The 15,126-nt window shown below is 51.0% G+C and carries 13 protein-coding genes and 2 tRNA genes; 5 read left to right on the top strand and 10 right to left on the bottom strand.

Going from position 1 to position 15,126, the window contains the following annotated elements:
• Nucleotides 1–17: 17 nt before the first annotated feature.
• The 5 genes from ypdE to glk form a co-directional block, all read right to left on the bottom strand.
• Nucleotides 18–1,055 (bottom strand): aminopeptidase, encoded by a 1,038-nt coding sequence (gene ypdE / locus D9736_RS00555; protein ID WP_130257440.1) that lies wholly within the window; start codon nucleotides 1,053–1,055, stop codon nucleotides 18–20.
• Nucleotides 1,055–2,140, bottom strand: a complete 1,086-nt coding sequence (gene ypdF, locus D9736_RS00550; protein ID WP_130257439.1) for an aminopeptidase — start codon at nucleotides 2,138–2,140, stop codon at nucleotides 1,055–1,057. Before ypdF ends, ypdE begins: the two co-directional genes overlap by 1 nt.
• Before the next feature lie 15 nt (nucleotides 2,141–2,155).
• Entirely contained in the window at nucleotides 2,156–3,403 is a 1,248-nt protein-coding gene (locus tag D9736_RS00545) for a PTS fructose transporter subunit IIC (RefSeq protein ID WP_130257438.1), read from the bottom strand.
• 21 nt (nucleotides 3,404–3,424) lie between these two features.
• Nucleotides 3,425–3,751: a PTS fructose transporter subunit IIB gene (locus tag D9736_RS00540; RefSeq protein WP_000038455.1), complete on the bottom strand. Its 327-nt coding sequence runs from the start codon at nucleotides 3,749–3,751 to the stop codon at nucleotides 3,425–3,427.
• Between the two features lie 218 nt (nucleotides 3,752–3,969).
• The gene (glk, locus tag D9736_RS00535) at nucleotides 3,970–4,935 is read right to left on the bottom strand and encodes a glucokinase (protein ID WP_130216883.1); all 966 of its coding nucleotides are present in this window, start codon (nucleotides 4,933–4,935) and stop codon (nucleotides 3,970–3,972) included.
• 204 nt (nucleotides 4,936–5,139) lie between these two features.
• Between glk and D9736_RS00530 the strand changes: the two genes are divergently transcribed.
• Together D9736_RS00530 and ypeC are read left to right on the top strand one after the other, a co-directional pair.
• Nucleotides 5,140–6,396 (top strand): ion channel protein, encoded by a 1,257-nt coding sequence (locus D9736_RS00530; protein WP_130257437.1) that lies wholly within the window; start codon nucleotides 5,140–5,142, stop codon nucleotides 6,394–6,396.
• A 114-nt stretch (nucleotides 6,397–6,510) separates the two neighbouring features.
• Nucleotides 6,511–6,837: a DUF2502 domain-containing protein YpeC gene (gene ypeC, locus D9736_RS00525; RefSeq protein ID WP_130216879.1), complete on the top strand. Its 327-nt coding sequence runs from the start codon at nucleotides 6,511–6,513 to the stop codon at nucleotides 6,835–6,837.
• A 240-nt stretch (nucleotides 6,838–7,077) separates the two neighbouring features.
• Here the strand turns inward: ypeC and D9736_RS00520 are convergent, their stop codons facing one another.
• Nucleotides 7,078–8,316, bottom strand: a complete 1,239-nt coding sequence (locus tag D9736_RS00520) for an Nramp family divalent metal transporter (RefSeq protein WP_130257436.1) — start codon at nucleotides 8,314–8,316, stop codon at nucleotides 7,078–7,080.
• Nucleotides 8,317–8,651: 335 nt separating this feature from the next.
• On the opposite strand from D9736_RS00520, the gene nupC reads away from it, so the two are divergent.
• Nucleotides 8,652–9,854 (top strand): nucleoside permease NupC, encoded by a 1,203-nt coding sequence (gene nupC / locus D9736_RS00515; RefSeq protein WP_064526382.1) that lies wholly within the window; start codon nucleotides 8,652–8,654, stop codon nucleotides 9,852–9,854.
• A 227-nt stretch (nucleotides 9,855–10,081) separates the two neighbouring features.
• Here the strand turns inward: nupC and D9736_RS00510 are convergent, their stop codons facing one another.
• The 3 genes from D9736_RS00510 to D9736_RS00495 all read right to left on the bottom strand — a co-directional run bounded on the left by D9736_RS00510 (nucleotide 10,082) and on the right by D9736_RS00495 (nucleotide 12,670).
• Nucleotides 10,082–12,271 carry a sensor domain-containing phosphodiesterase gene (locus D9736_RS00510; protein ID WP_130257435.1) on the bottom strand — a complete coding sequence of 730 codons (2,190 nt, stop codon included), beginning with the start codon at nucleotides 12,269–12,271 and terminating at the stop codon, nucleotides 10,082–10,084.
• A gap of 208 nt (nucleotides 12,272–12,479) precedes the next feature.
• A tRNA-Ala gene (locus D9736_RS00500) sits at nucleotides 12,480–12,555 on the bottom strand.
• 39 nt (nucleotides 12,556–12,594) lie between these two features.
• Nucleotides 12,595–12,670: transfer RNA gene (locus tag D9736_RS00495), tRNA-Ala, on the bottom strand.
• A 220-nt stretch (nucleotides 12,671–12,890) separates the two neighbouring features.
• Here D9736_RS00495 and D9736_RS00490 point away from each other — a divergent pair.
• Both D9736_RS00490 and D9736_RS00485 read left to right on the top strand, forming a co-directional pair.
• The gene (locus D9736_RS00490; protein WP_130207360.1) at nucleotides 12,891–13,250 is read left to right on the top strand and encodes a YfeC-like transcriptional regulator; all 360 of its coding nucleotides are present in this window, start codon (nucleotides 12,891–12,893) and stop codon (nucleotides 13,248–13,250) included.
• Between the two features lies 1 nt (nucleotide 13,251).
• The gene (locus tag D9736_RS00485; protein WP_130257433.1) at nucleotides 13,252–13,644 is read left to right on the top strand and encodes a YfeC-like transcriptional regulator; all 393 of its coding nucleotides are present in this window, start codon (nucleotides 13,252–13,254) and stop codon (nucleotides 13,642–13,644) included.
• 51 nt (nucleotides 13,645–13,695) lie between these two features.
• On the opposite strand, the gene gltX is transcribed toward D9736_RS00485, so the two are convergent.
• A complete protein-coding gene (gene gltX, locus D9736_RS00480; RefSeq protein ID WP_130207364.1) occupies nucleotides 13,696–15,111 on the bottom strand; it encodes a glutamate--tRNA ligase in 1,416 nt (471 codons plus the stop codon).
• Nucleotides 15,112–15,126 lie beyond the last annotated feature (15 nt).

Here is a 15,126-nt window from a genome sequence, read left to right as displayed (position 1 = left end):
CCGGGTTAATCAGGAGATCATCTGAAATCCGTCAGTTGAACAACCGTCTCACGGGTAAGACGTTGAATAAGGGCAGATAAAAGCTGCTGCATCTGCAAAATGTCGCGGCAGTCGACAATCGATGCGGCGCAATGTCCATGGCGGGTTGCTGGCCCCATCACCACTGTGGGTATGCCAGTACCGGTTAAGTGCACCGCTCCACCGTCCGTGCCGCCGTTACTGAACATATCCACCTGTAACGGCACGCCAATTTCTGCCGCCACAGTTTCGATCCACGCGGTAAGTTTTGGCGGCGCAATCAGTGACTTATCGCTTAACACCAGCATCGGTCCGTAACCTATCTGGCGATGGTTAGCCGCGCCATAATCAAAGTTTTTCGCCCAGCAGGCGGTATCGAGCACAATAGCGACATCCGGCGACACCGCGCGGGTGGCAGTTTGCCCGCCGCGTAATCCCACCTCTTCGCTGGAACTTGCCACCAGCCACACTTCCGCAGGCAATTCGGCGTCGTGCAGTTCGCGCAGTAACGTCACCAGCAGATAGCAACCGAGGCGGTCATCAAAGGCTTTCCCCATCACCCGCTGGTGGGGGAGAACCTGAAAAGTAGTATCAAACGTGACGCGATCGCCTGGACGAATTCCCGCCTGCATCACGTCGTCATACGAGCGCGCGCCAATGTCCACGCGCATGGCGCTGACATCATTCCCCTGCCGCTCGCCATCAAGCAGACCGGGAATTTTGCACTCTTCACGGGTAGTGATCCGCACCGACTGCAGCTGGCGGGCAGCCATGCGCACATTGCCAACCGGCAGCACATCAATCGCCCCTTCGCGGGAGATGCTGCGCACCATAAATCCCACTTCGTCCATATGCGCGCAGATCATCACCTTCGGACCTGTCGATTCATTGAGGCGGATCAGCACCGATCCCAGACCATCAAATCGCACTTCTTTTTGCAGGCGATCCGCTTCATCCAGCAGGATCTGCCGTACTTCCTGTTCCGAGGAGGCGATCGCATCTGCCTCACTCAACGCTTTTAATAGCGATAAATCCATTATGCCTCTCCCGTGAGCAACACTGTTTTCGGCATGGCGTAGAGCACTTCTGCGCCTTGCGGGGTGACCAGCACGACATCCTCGATGCGCACGCCCCCTTGCCCTGGCAAATAAATTCCCGGCTCCACGGTCAGTAACATGCCTGGCTGTAGCGTCGTGGTGTCCCGCGGTGAAAAACGCGGATCTTCATGGACTTCAATGCCGATAGCATGACCGGTGTTATGACCGAAATAGTCGCCATAACCGGCTTCTGTAATCACCCGGCGCGCGGCATCGTCAACCTGCTGGCAGCGCACACCGGGGCGAATCGCGGAGATTGCCGCGAGCTGTGCCTGCAGGACAATGTTATACACATCAAACAGCGGGTGAGATTCGGCGCTCACCCCTTCGCCATTCACCAGCAAGGTGCGCGTCATATCAGAGCAGTAGCCCTGATACAGCGCACCAAAATCAAGAGTGACAAACTCGCCCGCTGCAACAATCTTGTCGCTGGCTTTGCCGTGCGGCAGCGCCCCACGCCAGCCACTGGCGACAATGGTGTCAAAAGAGGCTTTTTCTGCGCCCTGCTGGCGCATAAACCACTCCAGTTCAGCGGCTATCTCGCATTCGCTCATTCCCGCCTGAATAAAGCGGCGAATATGCTCTGCACCGCGATCGGCAATCCCACAGGCGAGGCGGATTTTCTCCACCTCCTCTGGCGTTTTGATTTGCCGCAGCACATCCGGCGTGGCACTTACCAGTTTCGCATTGAGTTCAGACTGCCAGCGGTGCGCGGTTTCCCAACTCACCTGCTGGCCTTCAAAACCGAGCGTTTGCAATTGCTCATCGGCAATGATTTGCCTGACGATGGTGGCAAGCGTGTGCATCGCGTCGAGCAAATGCAGCTGGTAACCTTGCGTGCGGGCTTCTACATCCGCGTAATAGCGCGAGTCCACCAGAATGTGCGCACTTTCACGGCTAATCACCACATAACCTGATCCGGTGGAGATCCCCAGATGCGGCTGTTTGTTCTGCCGTGAGGAGATAAGCACCGCATCCAGTTGTTGCGTCTTAAGCCAGTTGCGCAGCGAAGCGAGTAATGTCATCTGGATTTTTCCTTCTTACAGGCTATCGATTAACAATTTGCCTTTGCGGAACATCATCAGACGCAGGAACACCACCATCAGCGCAGTAATGATTGCTCCCAGCGCGATCCCCGCCATATAGACGCCCAGATTAGTGACCAGCGGCCACGCCCAGATAGCGGATTCCGGGAACCATTGCACTGCACCCAGCCAGACAGCAGCAGTGGAACCGACAATCGCGCCAACCATATAGGACGGAATGGCGGTGATGGGGCTTTCCAGCGCAAACGGAATCGCACCTTCACTGATCCCCATAAACGCCAGGAACATCGCGGTTTTACCCTGCGGATAAAGCTGGGCGTTGAACAGGCGTTTGCCGGTTAAACGACGGTCGATAATGGTCGCCAGACCCAGACCAATCGGCGGAATAACGATAGCGATAGAACGCGCGGTGACTGGTAATACATGGTCGGTGGTAAAGCTGAAGGCGACGAAACCAGCTGCTTTGTTGATTGGACCACCCAAGTCGATTGCGGTCGCCGCAGCAATGCCCATTGCGTACATCAGCGCGCCCTTCTCACCAGCAGCGGTCAGCACGGTACGGATACCGCCGTTGATCCAGCCACCAAACGGCGTGATCACGTAGTACATCGCCAGCATGACAAAAATGGCGGAAAGAATCGGTAGCAAAAATGTGGTTTTGAACGCTAACAGGAAATCCGGTAACTGGATTTTCTGGTTCATCCACTTCACGAGGTAACCCGCAACGATAGATATAATCAGCGCACCAATGAAGGTGGACGGCACCGGCGAAGAGGTCGCCCATTGCATAGTGCTGGGATCGAAGTTCAGCAGTTGCGTCGGCTGGGTAGACATCAAGCCGCCGATAAAACCAGCCGGGAACGCCAGTTTGCCACCGATAGAGTTCGCCACAAAAGCAGCAAACATCGGAATGGCAAAGCCAAACAGCACGCCGCCAAAGGACTGCGACAGCCAGGCAAATTTCAGTAAGGAGAGGTCGAAACCGGAAAATTTCCCGCTATTAAGAGCATCCATGATGCCGATCTCAGCAGGAATTTTAAGCCAGCTATAAGCAATCAGCTGGCTGAAAGCGAGGATCACGCCGCCCATAATTAAGGTCGGCACCATGCGTGAAATCCCTGACATCACATGCTGCGGGAGTTCACCCCAGAAGCTGGTTTTAGAGGCCTGCGGATTCTTAACTGCCGCTGCCGCACCGGATGCGCCAGGCACAACGGTTGCACTGCGTTTTTTAATGGCCATAATAATTATCCCTGTCGAATATTACTGTTGTTCAGCGGCAATCATCTCTTCGATTTCTTTGATGATGCCCGCAGCGTTTTTAATTGCGTCCTGCAAAGTGATTTCATAAACGTCGCGTGATTCGAAACGTTCGTTATCTTCTGGTGTTACTGCCACGGAATGAATGATGATGGTCGCTTCGGCGATATCCTGCGCCGTCAGGCGGTTCTGGATACCATCCGCGCCCTGAGTTTCAATTTTCACTTCATAGCCGGCTTCCACCGCCGCTTCTTCCAGTGCCTGGGCGGCCATAAAGGTGTGAGCTAGGCCCATTGGGCAGGCACATAAGGCAATCAGTTTCTTACTCATCGTTATTTCCTCGTTCGTTTATAGTTGACGAATGAAATTATGAACGTGCAAAACAAATTGCCGTTACCAGATAAATAATGCATTTACTGGAGAATTAATCCCGTAGTGCGGAAGTGTGACGCAGGTCGGCCTTGTGAAGAGACACAAAGAAAAATTGAATTAACTGTTTGATTTAAAAGATTATCGGGAGAGTCACCTCCCGATATGACAGGAAGGATTTACAGAATGTGGCCTAAGGTCTGGCGTAAATGTGCACCGGAACCGAGAAGCCCAGGGTTATCGTGCACAATTAAATAGACCGGAATATCATGAACATAATCTTTAAAGCGCCCTTTGTCTTCAAAAGCGGCACGGAAACCGGAGGCTTTGAAGAACTCAAGGAAGCGCGGCACGATACCGCCCGCAATATAGACGCCGCCAAATGTTCCGAGATTGAGCGCCAGATTGCCGCCAAAACGCCCCATAATGACGCAGAACAGTGACAACGCACGACGGCAATCAGTGCAGCTGTCAGCCAACGCGCGTTCGGTAATATCTTTTGGCTTGAGATTTTCCGGCAGGCGGTTGTCGGCTTTCACAATCGCGCGATACAGATTTACCAGACCAGGGCCAGAGAGCACGCGTTCAGCCGAGACATGGCCAATTTCCGCGCGCAGTATTTCAAGGATAATGGCTTCTTCTTCACTGTTTGGCGCAAAATCAACGTGACCACCTTCACCAGGCAGGCTTACCCAGCGTTTATCGACATGGACCAGATGTGCAACCCCAAGCCCTGTCCCGGCACCGTACACCGCGACAGGTTTACCTTCAACCGGTTCTGCGCCGCCAAACTGAATCAGATGCTCTTTTTTCAGCATCGGGATCGCCATCGATACAGCGGTAAAATCGTTAATAATTTCCAGATGGCTAAAACCGAGATTCTTTTTCATTTCGGCAATCGAAAACGCCCAGGTGTGGTTGGTCATTGCCACCCAGTCACCGGTAATTGGGCAAGCGATGGCGATGCAGCCATCTTTCACCTCGACTTTATGCTCTTCAAGATAAACGCGAATGACCGCTTCAAGGCTGGGATAATCAAGCCCTGAATAGGTTTTAGCCTGCGAGATTTCACCACTGGCAATATCACACAGAGCAAGACGTGCGTTAGTACCGCCCACATCACCGACTAATGCATACTTTGTCATTCTTCAACTGCTCCGCTAAAGTCAAAATAATTCTTTCTCACACTGTAAGTTCATGGGGGCATAACAACAACGCCGTAGAGGCGGGCTCCCTGTAAATATCGATCTGGGTCACACATTTACTTTATCGTTTCAGCACCAATTGCAGCGATGTCTTTATGCAAGCTGGGCAAACTAAATATCTGAACCCGCATAAAGGAATAGAACATGCTCCATCCGCGAGCCAGAACCATGTTGTTATTATCGCTCCCCGCTCTGGCAATTGGGATTGCGTCCAGTCTTATTCTGATGGTGGTAATGAAAATCGCCTCGGTATTACAGAATCTGCTCTGGCAACGACTGCCGGGAAGTCTGGGGATAGCCCAGGATTCACCGCTCTGGATCATCGGAATTTTAACGCTGACAGGGGCTGCTGTTGGGCTAGTCATCCGTTTCAGCCGGGGTCATGCCGGGCCGGATCCTGCCTGTGAAGCGCTGATTGGCGCGCCAGTCCCCCCCTCTGCGCTACCAGGACTGATCGTAGCATTAATTCTCGGTCTTGCGGGCGGCGTCAGTCTTGGGCCGGAACATCCCATTATGACCGTCAATATCGCCCTCGCGGTGGCGATTGGCGCGCGTCTGTTACCACGAGTGAACCGGATGGAGTGGACTATTTTAGCCTCTGCGGGCACCATCGGCGCACTGTTTGGCACTCCTGTTGCGGCGGCGTTGATATTTTCGCAAACCTTAAATGGCAGCCACGACGTTCCACTTTGGGATCGTCTCTTTGCGCCGTTAATGGCAGCGGCGGCTGGCGCACTAACCACCGGATTGTTTATCCATCCTCATTTTTCGCTGCCCATTGCTCATTACGGACAGATGCAGTTAGCAGACATTATCAGTGGTGCAATTGTGACGGCGATCGCCATTGCGGCAGGTATGGTTGCAGTGTGGTGTTTCCCACGGGTGCACGCGATGATGCATCAGATTAAAAATCCGGTCCTCATGCTGGGGATTGGCGGCTTTATTCTCGGTATTCTGGGTGTTATTGGTGGGCCTGTTTCGCTATTTAAAGGGCTGGACGAGATGCAGCAGATGGTGACAAATCAGGCTTTCAGCACCAGCGATTACTTATTGCTGGCGGTAATCAAACTTGCCGCCCTGGTCATTGCCGCCGCCAGCGGGTTTCGCGGCGGGCGAATCTTCCCGGCGGTATTTGTCGGCGTAGCGTTAGGTTTGATGCTGCATGCGCACGTTCCCGCCGTTCCAGCGGCCATTACCGTTTCCTGCGCGATTCTCGGCCTCGTACTGGTGGTAACGCGCGATGGCTGGCTAAGTTTGTTTATGGCGGCGGTCGTTGTACCTGATTCCACATTGTTACCGCTACTGTGTATCGTCATGCTTCCGGCATGGTTATTACTGGCAGGTAAACCGATGATGATGGTGAATCGTCCAAAACAACAGCCACCCCACGATAACCTTTAGCAAAAAATGCTCTCCCTTATGATTTAAGAGTTATGGCGATGAAACGGGGCTTTACCTCCCCGTAATATTGCGTTAACAGGCCGCTGACGGCTTCGATCGTGAAGGAGAATAACAATGTTCAGGTCACTGTTTCTGGCGGCCGCCCTGATGGCATTTATCCCGCTTGCAGCAAACGCAGGTGAAATTACCTTACTGCCATCAATTAAATTACAAATTGGCGATCGCGATAATTATGGTAACTACTGGGACGGCGGCCACTGGCGCGATCGTGACTACTGGCACCGTAATTATGAATGGCGTAAAAACCGCTGGTGGCGTCATGATAATGGCTATCACCGTGGCTGGGATAAGCGTAAAGCGTATGAGCGTGGCTATCGCGAAGGCTGGCGCGACCGTGATGATCATCGCGGAAAAGGCCGTGGACATGGGCATCGTCATTAAACACATTCGCTAATGGAGCGCAATGCCTGATGCGACGCTTGCGCGTCTTAGCAGGCCTACAAACCCACTTCATTTAACGCGTAGGGCGGATAAGGCGTTTTACGCCGCATCCGCCAGTGGTGCCTGATGCGACGCTTGCGCGTCTTATTAGGCCTACAAACCCGCTCCATTTAACGCGTAGGGCGGATAAGGCGTTTTACGCCGCATCCGCCAGTGGTGCCTGATGCGACACTCATTCAACTACAGCCCCAATGCCGTTCCCACCAACAACCAGATATTCAGCGTTACCACCAGCACCACAATCATCCAGCCGATTTGTTTAACCCATTTGCTATTCACCAGATCGCCCATCAACTTGCTGTCACTGGTGAAAATCAGCAGCGGCACCAGCGCCAGAGCAATACCAAAACTGAGCAGCACCTGGCTCATAACCAGAATCCGTGTCGGATCTAATCCCATCAGAATGACAATAAATGACGGCAGCATGGTTACCGTACGGCGTACCCACAGCGGAATATGAAAGCGAATGAACCCCTGCATCACCACCTGCCCTGCCAACGTACCCACTACCGTTGACGAAAGCCCCGCCGCCACCAGACTTAAACCAAAAACCGTTGCCGCTGCATTACTTAACAGCGGTTGCAGCGTCAGGTAAGCCTCATCAAGGTCGGCAACACCAGTATGACCAGAAAAGTGAAACGCGGCGGCAGCCGTTGCCATCATCGCCAGATTGACAAAGCCAGCGATGGTCATGGCAATCGCCACATCCCATTTGGTCGCAGAGTAACGTTGCTGGCGTGAACCACCGTGTAGATGCTGGGTAAGCGAAGAGTGAAGATAAATCACATGCGGCATAATCGTCGCCCCTAACACGCCAGCCGCCAGGAAGACCGCTTCCGAGGTCGGTAAACTCGGTATCGCCATACCTTTGCTCAACTGCACCAGATTCGGTTGGGAGAAAATCAGCTCAACAATGTAGGCCGCCGCGACAAACAACAGAAGCCCACCAATCACTTTCTCCAGCGGTTTTTGCCCGCGACGTTGCAGCATTAAAATCAGGAAAGTGGCGATACCTGTCAGCACCGCCCCCTGCAATAAAGAAACACCAAGAATGAGTTTGAAACCGATCGCCGCACCAATAAATTCCGCCAGATCGGTCGCCATCGCAATAATTTCCGCCTGGACCCAATAGAACCAGACTAGCGGACGTGGGTAGTGGTCGCGAATTTGCTCCGCCAGATTTTTACCAGTGGCAATCCCGAGTTTGGCCGAGAGGATCTGAATCAGCATCGCCATCAGGTTGGCCCAGACAACCACCCACAGCAGTTGATAGCCGAAGCTGGCGCCCGCCTGAATATTGGTCGCAAAGTTACCGGGATCGATATAACCAATTGCCGCAATGAACGCAGGTCCCATTAATGCGAGCCTCATCTTGCGCGCTGCCCGACCGCTGCTACTCTCAACGCGATAGTTCGTCATCTTGTGCCTCTAAAACATAGCCTTTGCTATGTTTCATGCTATGTCAAACGAGAATGATTATCAAATTCATTTAAATGGATTATGGTGATTTCTCTGATAGACCAGGATTATGACTACGAAAAGATTGATGATTTGAATGTTATAATTATGTTTAATGTTAGCACATTTACATAACTTTCAGCTTCCATACACAACATAGAAAAAATGTATGACAGGTCACTATTTTTGAAGCTTGTCACAGGACGTCATTATAGTGTGTGTCAGATCTCGTTTTCCTTACCCATGTTACATAGAATGTGCACGGAAATTTAACCTGCCTCATATTTGGAGCAAATATGGACCGCGTCCTTCATTTTGTACTGGCACTTGCCGTTGTTGCGATTCTCGCACTGCTGGTAAGCAGCGACCGCAAAAAAATTCGTATCCGTTATGTTATTCAACTGCTTGTTATCGAAGTGTTACTGGCGTGGTTCTTCCTGAACTCCGACGTTGGTCTGGGCTTCGTGAAAGGCTTCTCCGAAATGTTCGAAAAACTGCTCGGATTTGCCAACGAAGGGACTAACTTCGTCTTTGGTAGCATGAATGATCAAGGCCTGGCATTCTTCTTCCTGAAAGTGCTATGCCCAATCGTCTTTATCTCTGCGCTGATCGGTATTCTCCAGCACATTCGCGTGTTGCCGGTGATTATCCGTGCAATTGGTTTCCTGCTCTCCAAAGTCAACGGCATGGGCAAACTGGAATCCTTTAACGCCGTCAGCTCCCTGATTCTGGGTCAGTCCGAGAACTTTATCGCCTATAAAGATATCCTCGGCAAAATCTCCCGTAATCGTATGTACACCATGGCAGCCACGGCGATGTCCACCGTTTCTATGTCCATCGTTGGTGCATACATGACCATGCTGGAACCGAAATACGTAGTTGCTGCGCTGGTACTGAACATGTTCAGCACCTTTATCGTGCTGTCGCTGATCAACCCTTACCGTGTTGATGCCAGCGAAGAAAACATTCAGATGTCCGACCTGCACGAAGGCCAGAGCTTCTTCGAAATGCTGGGTGAATACATTCTGGCAGGCTTCAAAGTAGCCATTATCGTTGCCGCAATGCTGATCGGCTTTATCGCCCTGATCGCTGCACTGAACGCTCTGTTTGCTACCGTGACTGGCTGGTTTGGCTACAGCATCTCCTTCCAGGGTATTCTGGGCTACATCTTCTATCCAATTGCATGGGTGATGGGTGTTCCTTCCAGTGAAGCACTGCAAGTAGGCAGCATCATGGCAACCAAACTGGTTTCCAACGAGTTCGTTGCAATGATGGATCTGCAGAAAATTGCTTCCACGCTCTCTCCGCGTGCCGAAGGTATCCTCTCTGTGTTCCTGGTATCCTTCGCTAACTTCTCTTCTATCGGGATTATCGCGGGTGCCGTTAAAGGCCTGAACGAAGAGCAAGGTAACGTGGTTTCTCGCTTCGGTCTGAAACTGGTTTACGGCTCTACGCTGGTGAGTGTGCTGTCTGCGTCAATCGCAGCACTGGTACTGTAAGCGAATCCATTAAAAAAGCCGGGGATAATTCCCCGGCTTCAGTTTGTTGACAACGTGCGCTTTGTTTATGCCGGATGCGGCGTAAATGCCCTACCAAGCTGACAAAACAACGCAAATTCAATAGATTGTGTTTCCATGCAGACCCGATAAGCGCAGCGCATCAGGCAATTGTCCGTTTGTCATCAACCTCAAATGCCGGGGATAATTCCCCGGCTTTTTTACGCCTGTTAATCAACTAATGGTTGCGGGCGACCAATTAAATACCCTTGCAGATATTGCACCCCGAGCTTATGCAATAGCGCCTGCTGCTGTTGCGTCTCGACAAACTCCGCGACCACACTCAATGACTTCGCTTTCGCCAGATCGGTAATTGATCTCACTATCATCGCATCCAGTGTATTAGTGACGATATCCTTAACGAAGACGCCATCAATCTTGATGATATCAGCCTGCAAACGTTTTAACCGTTCGTAGTTGGCATAGCCTGTGCCAAAGTCATCAATCGCAATCCGGAAACCAAACTTATGCAGCTGCTCGATGTTGTACATGCTGCTTTCTGCGTTAGAAAACGCCTGCTCCTCGGTGATCTCAATAATCACAGCCTCCGGGGAGACACGGTAACGTTTAAACAGACGAATAATTCGCCCGGCGATATTCTTTTGCAGCAGAGTGAGCGGCATTAAATTGACTGAAAAGCGCGGGCCTTTCTTGTCGCAAGGGTGGGTTGCCAGCCACTTCAGCAGGGATTCCAGCACCTGTAAATCGAATCGCGCGCTAAGGTTAAATTGGGCAATAAGCGGCAAAAATTTATCAGGCGTCATTATGCCGCCGTCGTATTTCAGACGCGCAAGGATTTCATCGTAACCTTCTCCATCCTTGTTGCGAATTGGCTGGGCATAGAGCAGCAAATCACCCTTATCTAACGCCTTACGGATTGTATTGAGTAACAACACCTGTTTGGTTGTCTGCCCGGATGCAATCTCTTCTCGATTATCCAACGCCAGCACGTGATGATGAACGCAGGATTGTTCTGCCAGCCAGCTTAACTGCCCCAGCATTGGCTGCAGGGTATCCTGATTACCGTCAAAACGTCCCCAGGCAGCACCATAGCCCATATCCAGCCCGGTGTTGTTCCAGTGGATTTGCCGACTGTTGAGAACGTTAACCATATGCTGTAGCCGCCCTTCCGTTTCCGGCCCAGTCAGTACCAACAGCAATTCGCTCCCCGGCAATTGATACAACTTTTCGTTTTCCTGCATCAATGGCAGCAATGTACGGTAAATTGAGCGGATACAATGAACGCGCATTACTAACCCGTAATGGCGACTCATAAACTCAAGATTATCAATGCGCAGACAGCAAAAACTCTTACCAGCCTCTTGCTCCTGCGATTGCTCCAGCGCACGAAAGTTGGGTAATAGCGTTAACGGATCGGTCAGTGCCTGCAAATGCCAGCGACGGTTAAGCCATTCGCTACGATAATAAATGCGTACCATGTAAAGCAGGCAAACGCTAAAGGAAATCAGCACCGCGAGAATAAATGCCAGCGAATATTCTGTTTCCACCCCTTGTAAAAAATTCTGGTTGTAATTCAGGAGGAAAAGCGTCGATACAGCCCAGGTAAGATTTAAAAACGGATAACGAAGTTTACCGACACCAAGGGTAAAGATGATAAAGAAAACAGGTACCAGATAACCGGCGATAAAGTCGTTTTCATAAGGCGTGCACATCAAAAGTAGCAGAACGCTAAGAGCCGCCAGCCAACTTAAGGTAAATGTGCGTTTTTCTTTACTCAGTGACGGTGCGATATCTCTGCGCCACAATATCTGCGCAAAGTGAGGACTTACAATCATGCGAGTGAGATAGTAAAAGAGCATGTTGTAAATCAACACGGCGGTGAAAAGGCTTAGTAAATCAACGACCGTGAAAATCGCGTCGGCATCGCCGAAAAAGGTCGATATCTTTAGTGGGAAATCAAAGAACCTGCCCACGAGATACATGCTGCCTTTGATGCCGAACGGCGTCACCAAACCAAGCCAGAAGAGACGTTTCCATACGTTTCGGGTGGTTAATCCATAGCGCCAACGCGTTCCCAACTGCCAGCGTAATATTGCGCAGGCACACAGCACAGCAAACGTCTGGCTGCCAAGCATGACGGCGGTTTGCAGAAATGAGAGATGAAAATTCCACAGATTGGTGCAAAACATTCCACATAAAACGGGAACGACACCGCGCCAGCCGAAGATAAAGAATATTGATAGCATTACGCACAGTGGCATCCACGCCAGGAAAATATAGCTGGAATGGATAACAGCAAGTGGCGAGATAAAACGGGATAGCTGAATAAGTACCACGGTGAGCGTAAACGCTAGTGCAAATATCTTGATATTTTTTATCAGGTTATGCTCCACAAACATGAGTACACTACTCTCACTGATCGGGGTTTTAAGGCACACAAATAATAAGTTTATTCGCATCGCGAAGCAAACAGGGACCGACCTGTTGCCGATATTTCATCCAATGATGTTTCCAACAGGCAACACTAGCCTGGGAGGTAGACTGTATTACAAAAGCGGCAAAAAGCAGAGACAAAAAACCCCCGCTTTGCAGCGAGGGTTTGAAATTTGGTGGAGCTAAGCGGGATCGAACCGCTGACCTCTTGCATGCCATGCAAGCGCTCTCCCAGCTGAGCTATAGCCCCACGAGTCGTTTACGTACCAAATTTGCTGGGTGCAAAATTTGGTGGAGCTATGCGGGATCGAACCGCAGACCTCCTGCGTGCAAAGCAGGCGCTCTCCCAGCTGAGCTATAGCCCCATCACGTAAAGCTTGTCGAGTTGACGGGCGGCATCATATGAATTCCGCCCGAATGTGTCAACGGCAAATTGCAAGGCGTAGTTTCAATCGCTGAAAAATCAGGCAAATGAACTATTTTGGATAGTCGCTCGCATTCAGTAGTTATTCCTGTCACGGTTTCTTGTAAAGTGGTGTTATAAAATGAACCACTAATAGACCCGCAATCATTCAGGGAATTGTTATGTTCAAGGAGAGGATGACGCCAGATGAACTTGCCAGGCTGACCGGTTATAGCCGCCAGACCATTAATAAATGGGTACGCAAGCAAGGCTGGACGACATCACCAAAACCAGGTGTCCAGGGTGGCAAGGCCCGACTGATTCACGTCAATAAACAAGTTCGTGAATATATTCGTAATGCAGAACGTCCGGACGATCAAAGAGAAGCTCCTGAACTGTCTGCCGATACGCCGCTTGAAGTGCTGCTGGTGACGCTGGCGAAAGAGATGACGCCTCTTGAACAAAAACAGTTTACATCCTTGCTTCTGCGGGAAGGGATTATCGGATTATTACAACGCTTAGGGATTCGCGACAGCAAATAATATGAAAAGATTACGTAATAAAATGACCACCGAAGAGCTGGCGGAATGCCTGGGTGTGGCTAAACAAACTGTTAACCGTTGGATCAGAGAAAAAGGCTGGAGAACGGAAAGATTTCCCGGCGTGAAAGGAGGTCGTGCCAGACTTATTCTGGTCGATTCGCAGGTTTGCGAGTTTATTCAGAACACGCCTGCGTTCCATAACACACCAATGTTGATGGAAGCTGAAGAGAGAATTGCTGAATACGCTCCTGGAGCACGCGCCCCGGCGTATCGACAAATCATCAACGCGATAGATAATATGACAGACATTGAGCAGGAAAAAGTCGCGCAATTTTTGTCACGTGAAGGAATTCGCAATTTCCTCGCCCGTCTCGATATTGACGAATCAGCATAAATAAAAAACGGCAGGATATTATCTCCTGCCGTTTATCTTTTTACACGCTAATTACTGCTGGTTTTCGCGTTCAGCAATAAAGGCCAGCGCTTTGTTGATACGCTCAATGCTACGTGTCTTACCGATCGCGTGAACGGTAACATCCAGTGCCGGGGACTGCCCTGCACCGGTTACGGCTACTCGCAGCGGCATCCCAACTTTACCCATTCCCACTTCCAGTTCATCCGCCGTTGCCTGAATTGCGTGGTGAACATTTTCCGCCGTCCAGTCAGTGATAGCAGACAGTTTATCGCGCACTACTTCCAGCGGCTGACGCGCTACCGGACGCAGATGTTTTTTCGCAGCATCGGCATCAAACTCAGCAAAATCTTCGTAGAAATAGCGGCAGCTTTGCGCCATCTCTTTGAGCGTCTTGCAGCGTTCACCGAGCAGTTTCACCAGCTCAGCAAGCTGCGGGCCGTTACGAGTATCAATATTTTCCTGCTCAATGTGCCACTGTAAGTGAGTAGCCACATACTCCGGCGGCAGCGCGTTAATATAGTGATGGTTCAACCACAGCAGTTTGTCAGTGTTGAACGCACTGGCAGATTTGCTGACGGCATTCAGGGTGAAGTACTTGATCATCTCTTCACGAGTGAAGATTTCCTGATCGCCGTGGGACCAGCCCAGACGCACCAGATAGTTCAGCAGTGCTTCTGGCAGATAGCCGTCGTCGCGGTACTGCATTACGCTGACTGCACCGTGACGTTTGGACAATTTTTTACCGTCATCACCGTTGATCATAGAAACGTGCGCGTAAACCGGCACCGGCGCTTTCAGGGCCTTAAGAATGTTGATCTGGCGTGGCGTGTTGTTGATATGGTCTTCACCACGGATGACGTGAGTAATTTCCATATCCCAGTCGTCGACAACCACACAGAAGTTATAGGTCGGAGAACCATCGGTACGGCGGATAATCAGATCATCCAGCTCCTGGTTGCTGAACTCGATCGGACCACGGATCTGATCGTCAAAAACAACGGAACCTTCCTGTGGGTTAGCAAAACGTACAACGCACGGTTCATCATCAGCGTGATGCTCATGGCTGTGGCGGCAACGGCCGTCATAACGCGGTTTCTCGCCTTTTGCCATCTGCTCTTCACGCAGCGCTTCGAGGCGCTCTTTAGAGCAGTAGCATTTATAGGCAGTACCCTCTTCCAGCATCTGATCGATAACCGCGTTATAACGATCGAAACGTTTGGTCTGGAAGTACGGACCTTCATCCCACTCCAGACTCAGCCAGTTCATGCCATCCATAATGGCTTCGATAGCTTCCGGCGTGGAACGCTCAAGATCGGTGTCTTCAATACGCAGCACGAACTCACCGCCGTGGTTACGTGCAAAAAGCCAGGAGTAAAGAGCAGTACGCGCGCCGCCAACGTGCAGATAGCCTGTTGGGCTTGGCGCGAAGCGAGTTTTGATTTTCATGAAATGGCCTTACGT

The organism is Escherichia sp. E10V10 (assembly GCF_004211985.1).
GTDB lineage: Bacteria > Pseudomonadota > Gammaproteobacteria > Enterobacterales > Enterobacteriaceae > Escherichia.
The sequence above is the reverse complement of the archived record's forward strand: the minus strand, read 5'-3'. Positions and strand labels throughout refer to the sequence as shown.

Bases quoted from the DNA above. Each gene is read 5' to 3' on its own strand.
- ypdE (WP_130257440.1), bottom strand. From the start codon at position 1,055: ATGGATTTATCGCTATTAAAAGCGTTGAGTGAGGCAGATGCGATCGCC.
- ypdF (WP_130257439.1), bottom strand. From the start codon at position 2,140: ATGACATTACTCGCTTCGCTGCGCAACTGGCTTAAGACGCAACAACTG.
- D9736_RS00545 (WP_130257438.1), bottom strand. From the start codon at position 3,403: ATGGCCATTAAAAAACGCAGTGCAACCGTTGTGCCTGGCGCATCCGGT.
- D9736_RS00540 (WP_000038455.1), bottom strand. From the start codon at position 3,751: ATGAGTAAGAAACTGATTGCCTTATGTGCCTGCCCAATGGGCCTAGCT.
- glk (WP_130216883.1), bottom strand. From the start codon at position 4,935: ATGACAAAGTATGCATTAGTCGGTGATGTGGGCGGTACTAACGCACGT.
- D9736_RS00530 (WP_130257437.1), top strand. From the start codon at position 5,140: ATGCTCCATCCGCGAGCCAGAACCATGTTGTTATTATCGCTCCCCGCT.
- ypeC (WP_130216879.1), top strand. From the start codon at position 6,511: ATGTTCAGGTCACTGTTTCTGGCGGCCGCCCTGATGGCATTTATCCCG.
- D9736_RS00520 (WP_130257436.1), bottom strand. From the start codon at position 8,316: ATGACGAACTATCGCGTTGAGAGTAGCAGCGGTCGGGCAGCGCGCAAG.
- nupC (WP_064526382.1), top strand. From the start codon at position 8,652: ATGGACCGCGTCCTTCATTTTGTACTGGCACTTGCCGTTGTTGCGATT.
- D9736_RS00510 (WP_130257435.1), bottom strand. From the start codon at position 12,271: ATGTTTGTGGAGCATAACCTGATAAAAAATATCAAGATATTTGCACTA.
- D9736_RS00490 (WP_130207360.1), top strand. From the start codon at position 12,891: ATGTTCAAGGAGAGGATGACGCCAGATGAACTTGCCAGGCTGACCGGT.
- D9736_RS00485 (WP_130257433.1), top strand. From the start codon at position 13,252: ATGAAAAGATTACGTAATAAAATGACCACCGAAGAGCTGGCGGAATGC.
- gltX (WP_130207364.1), bottom strand. From the start codon at position 15,111: ATGAAAATCAAAACTCGCTTCGCGCCAAGCCCAACAGGCTATCTGCAC.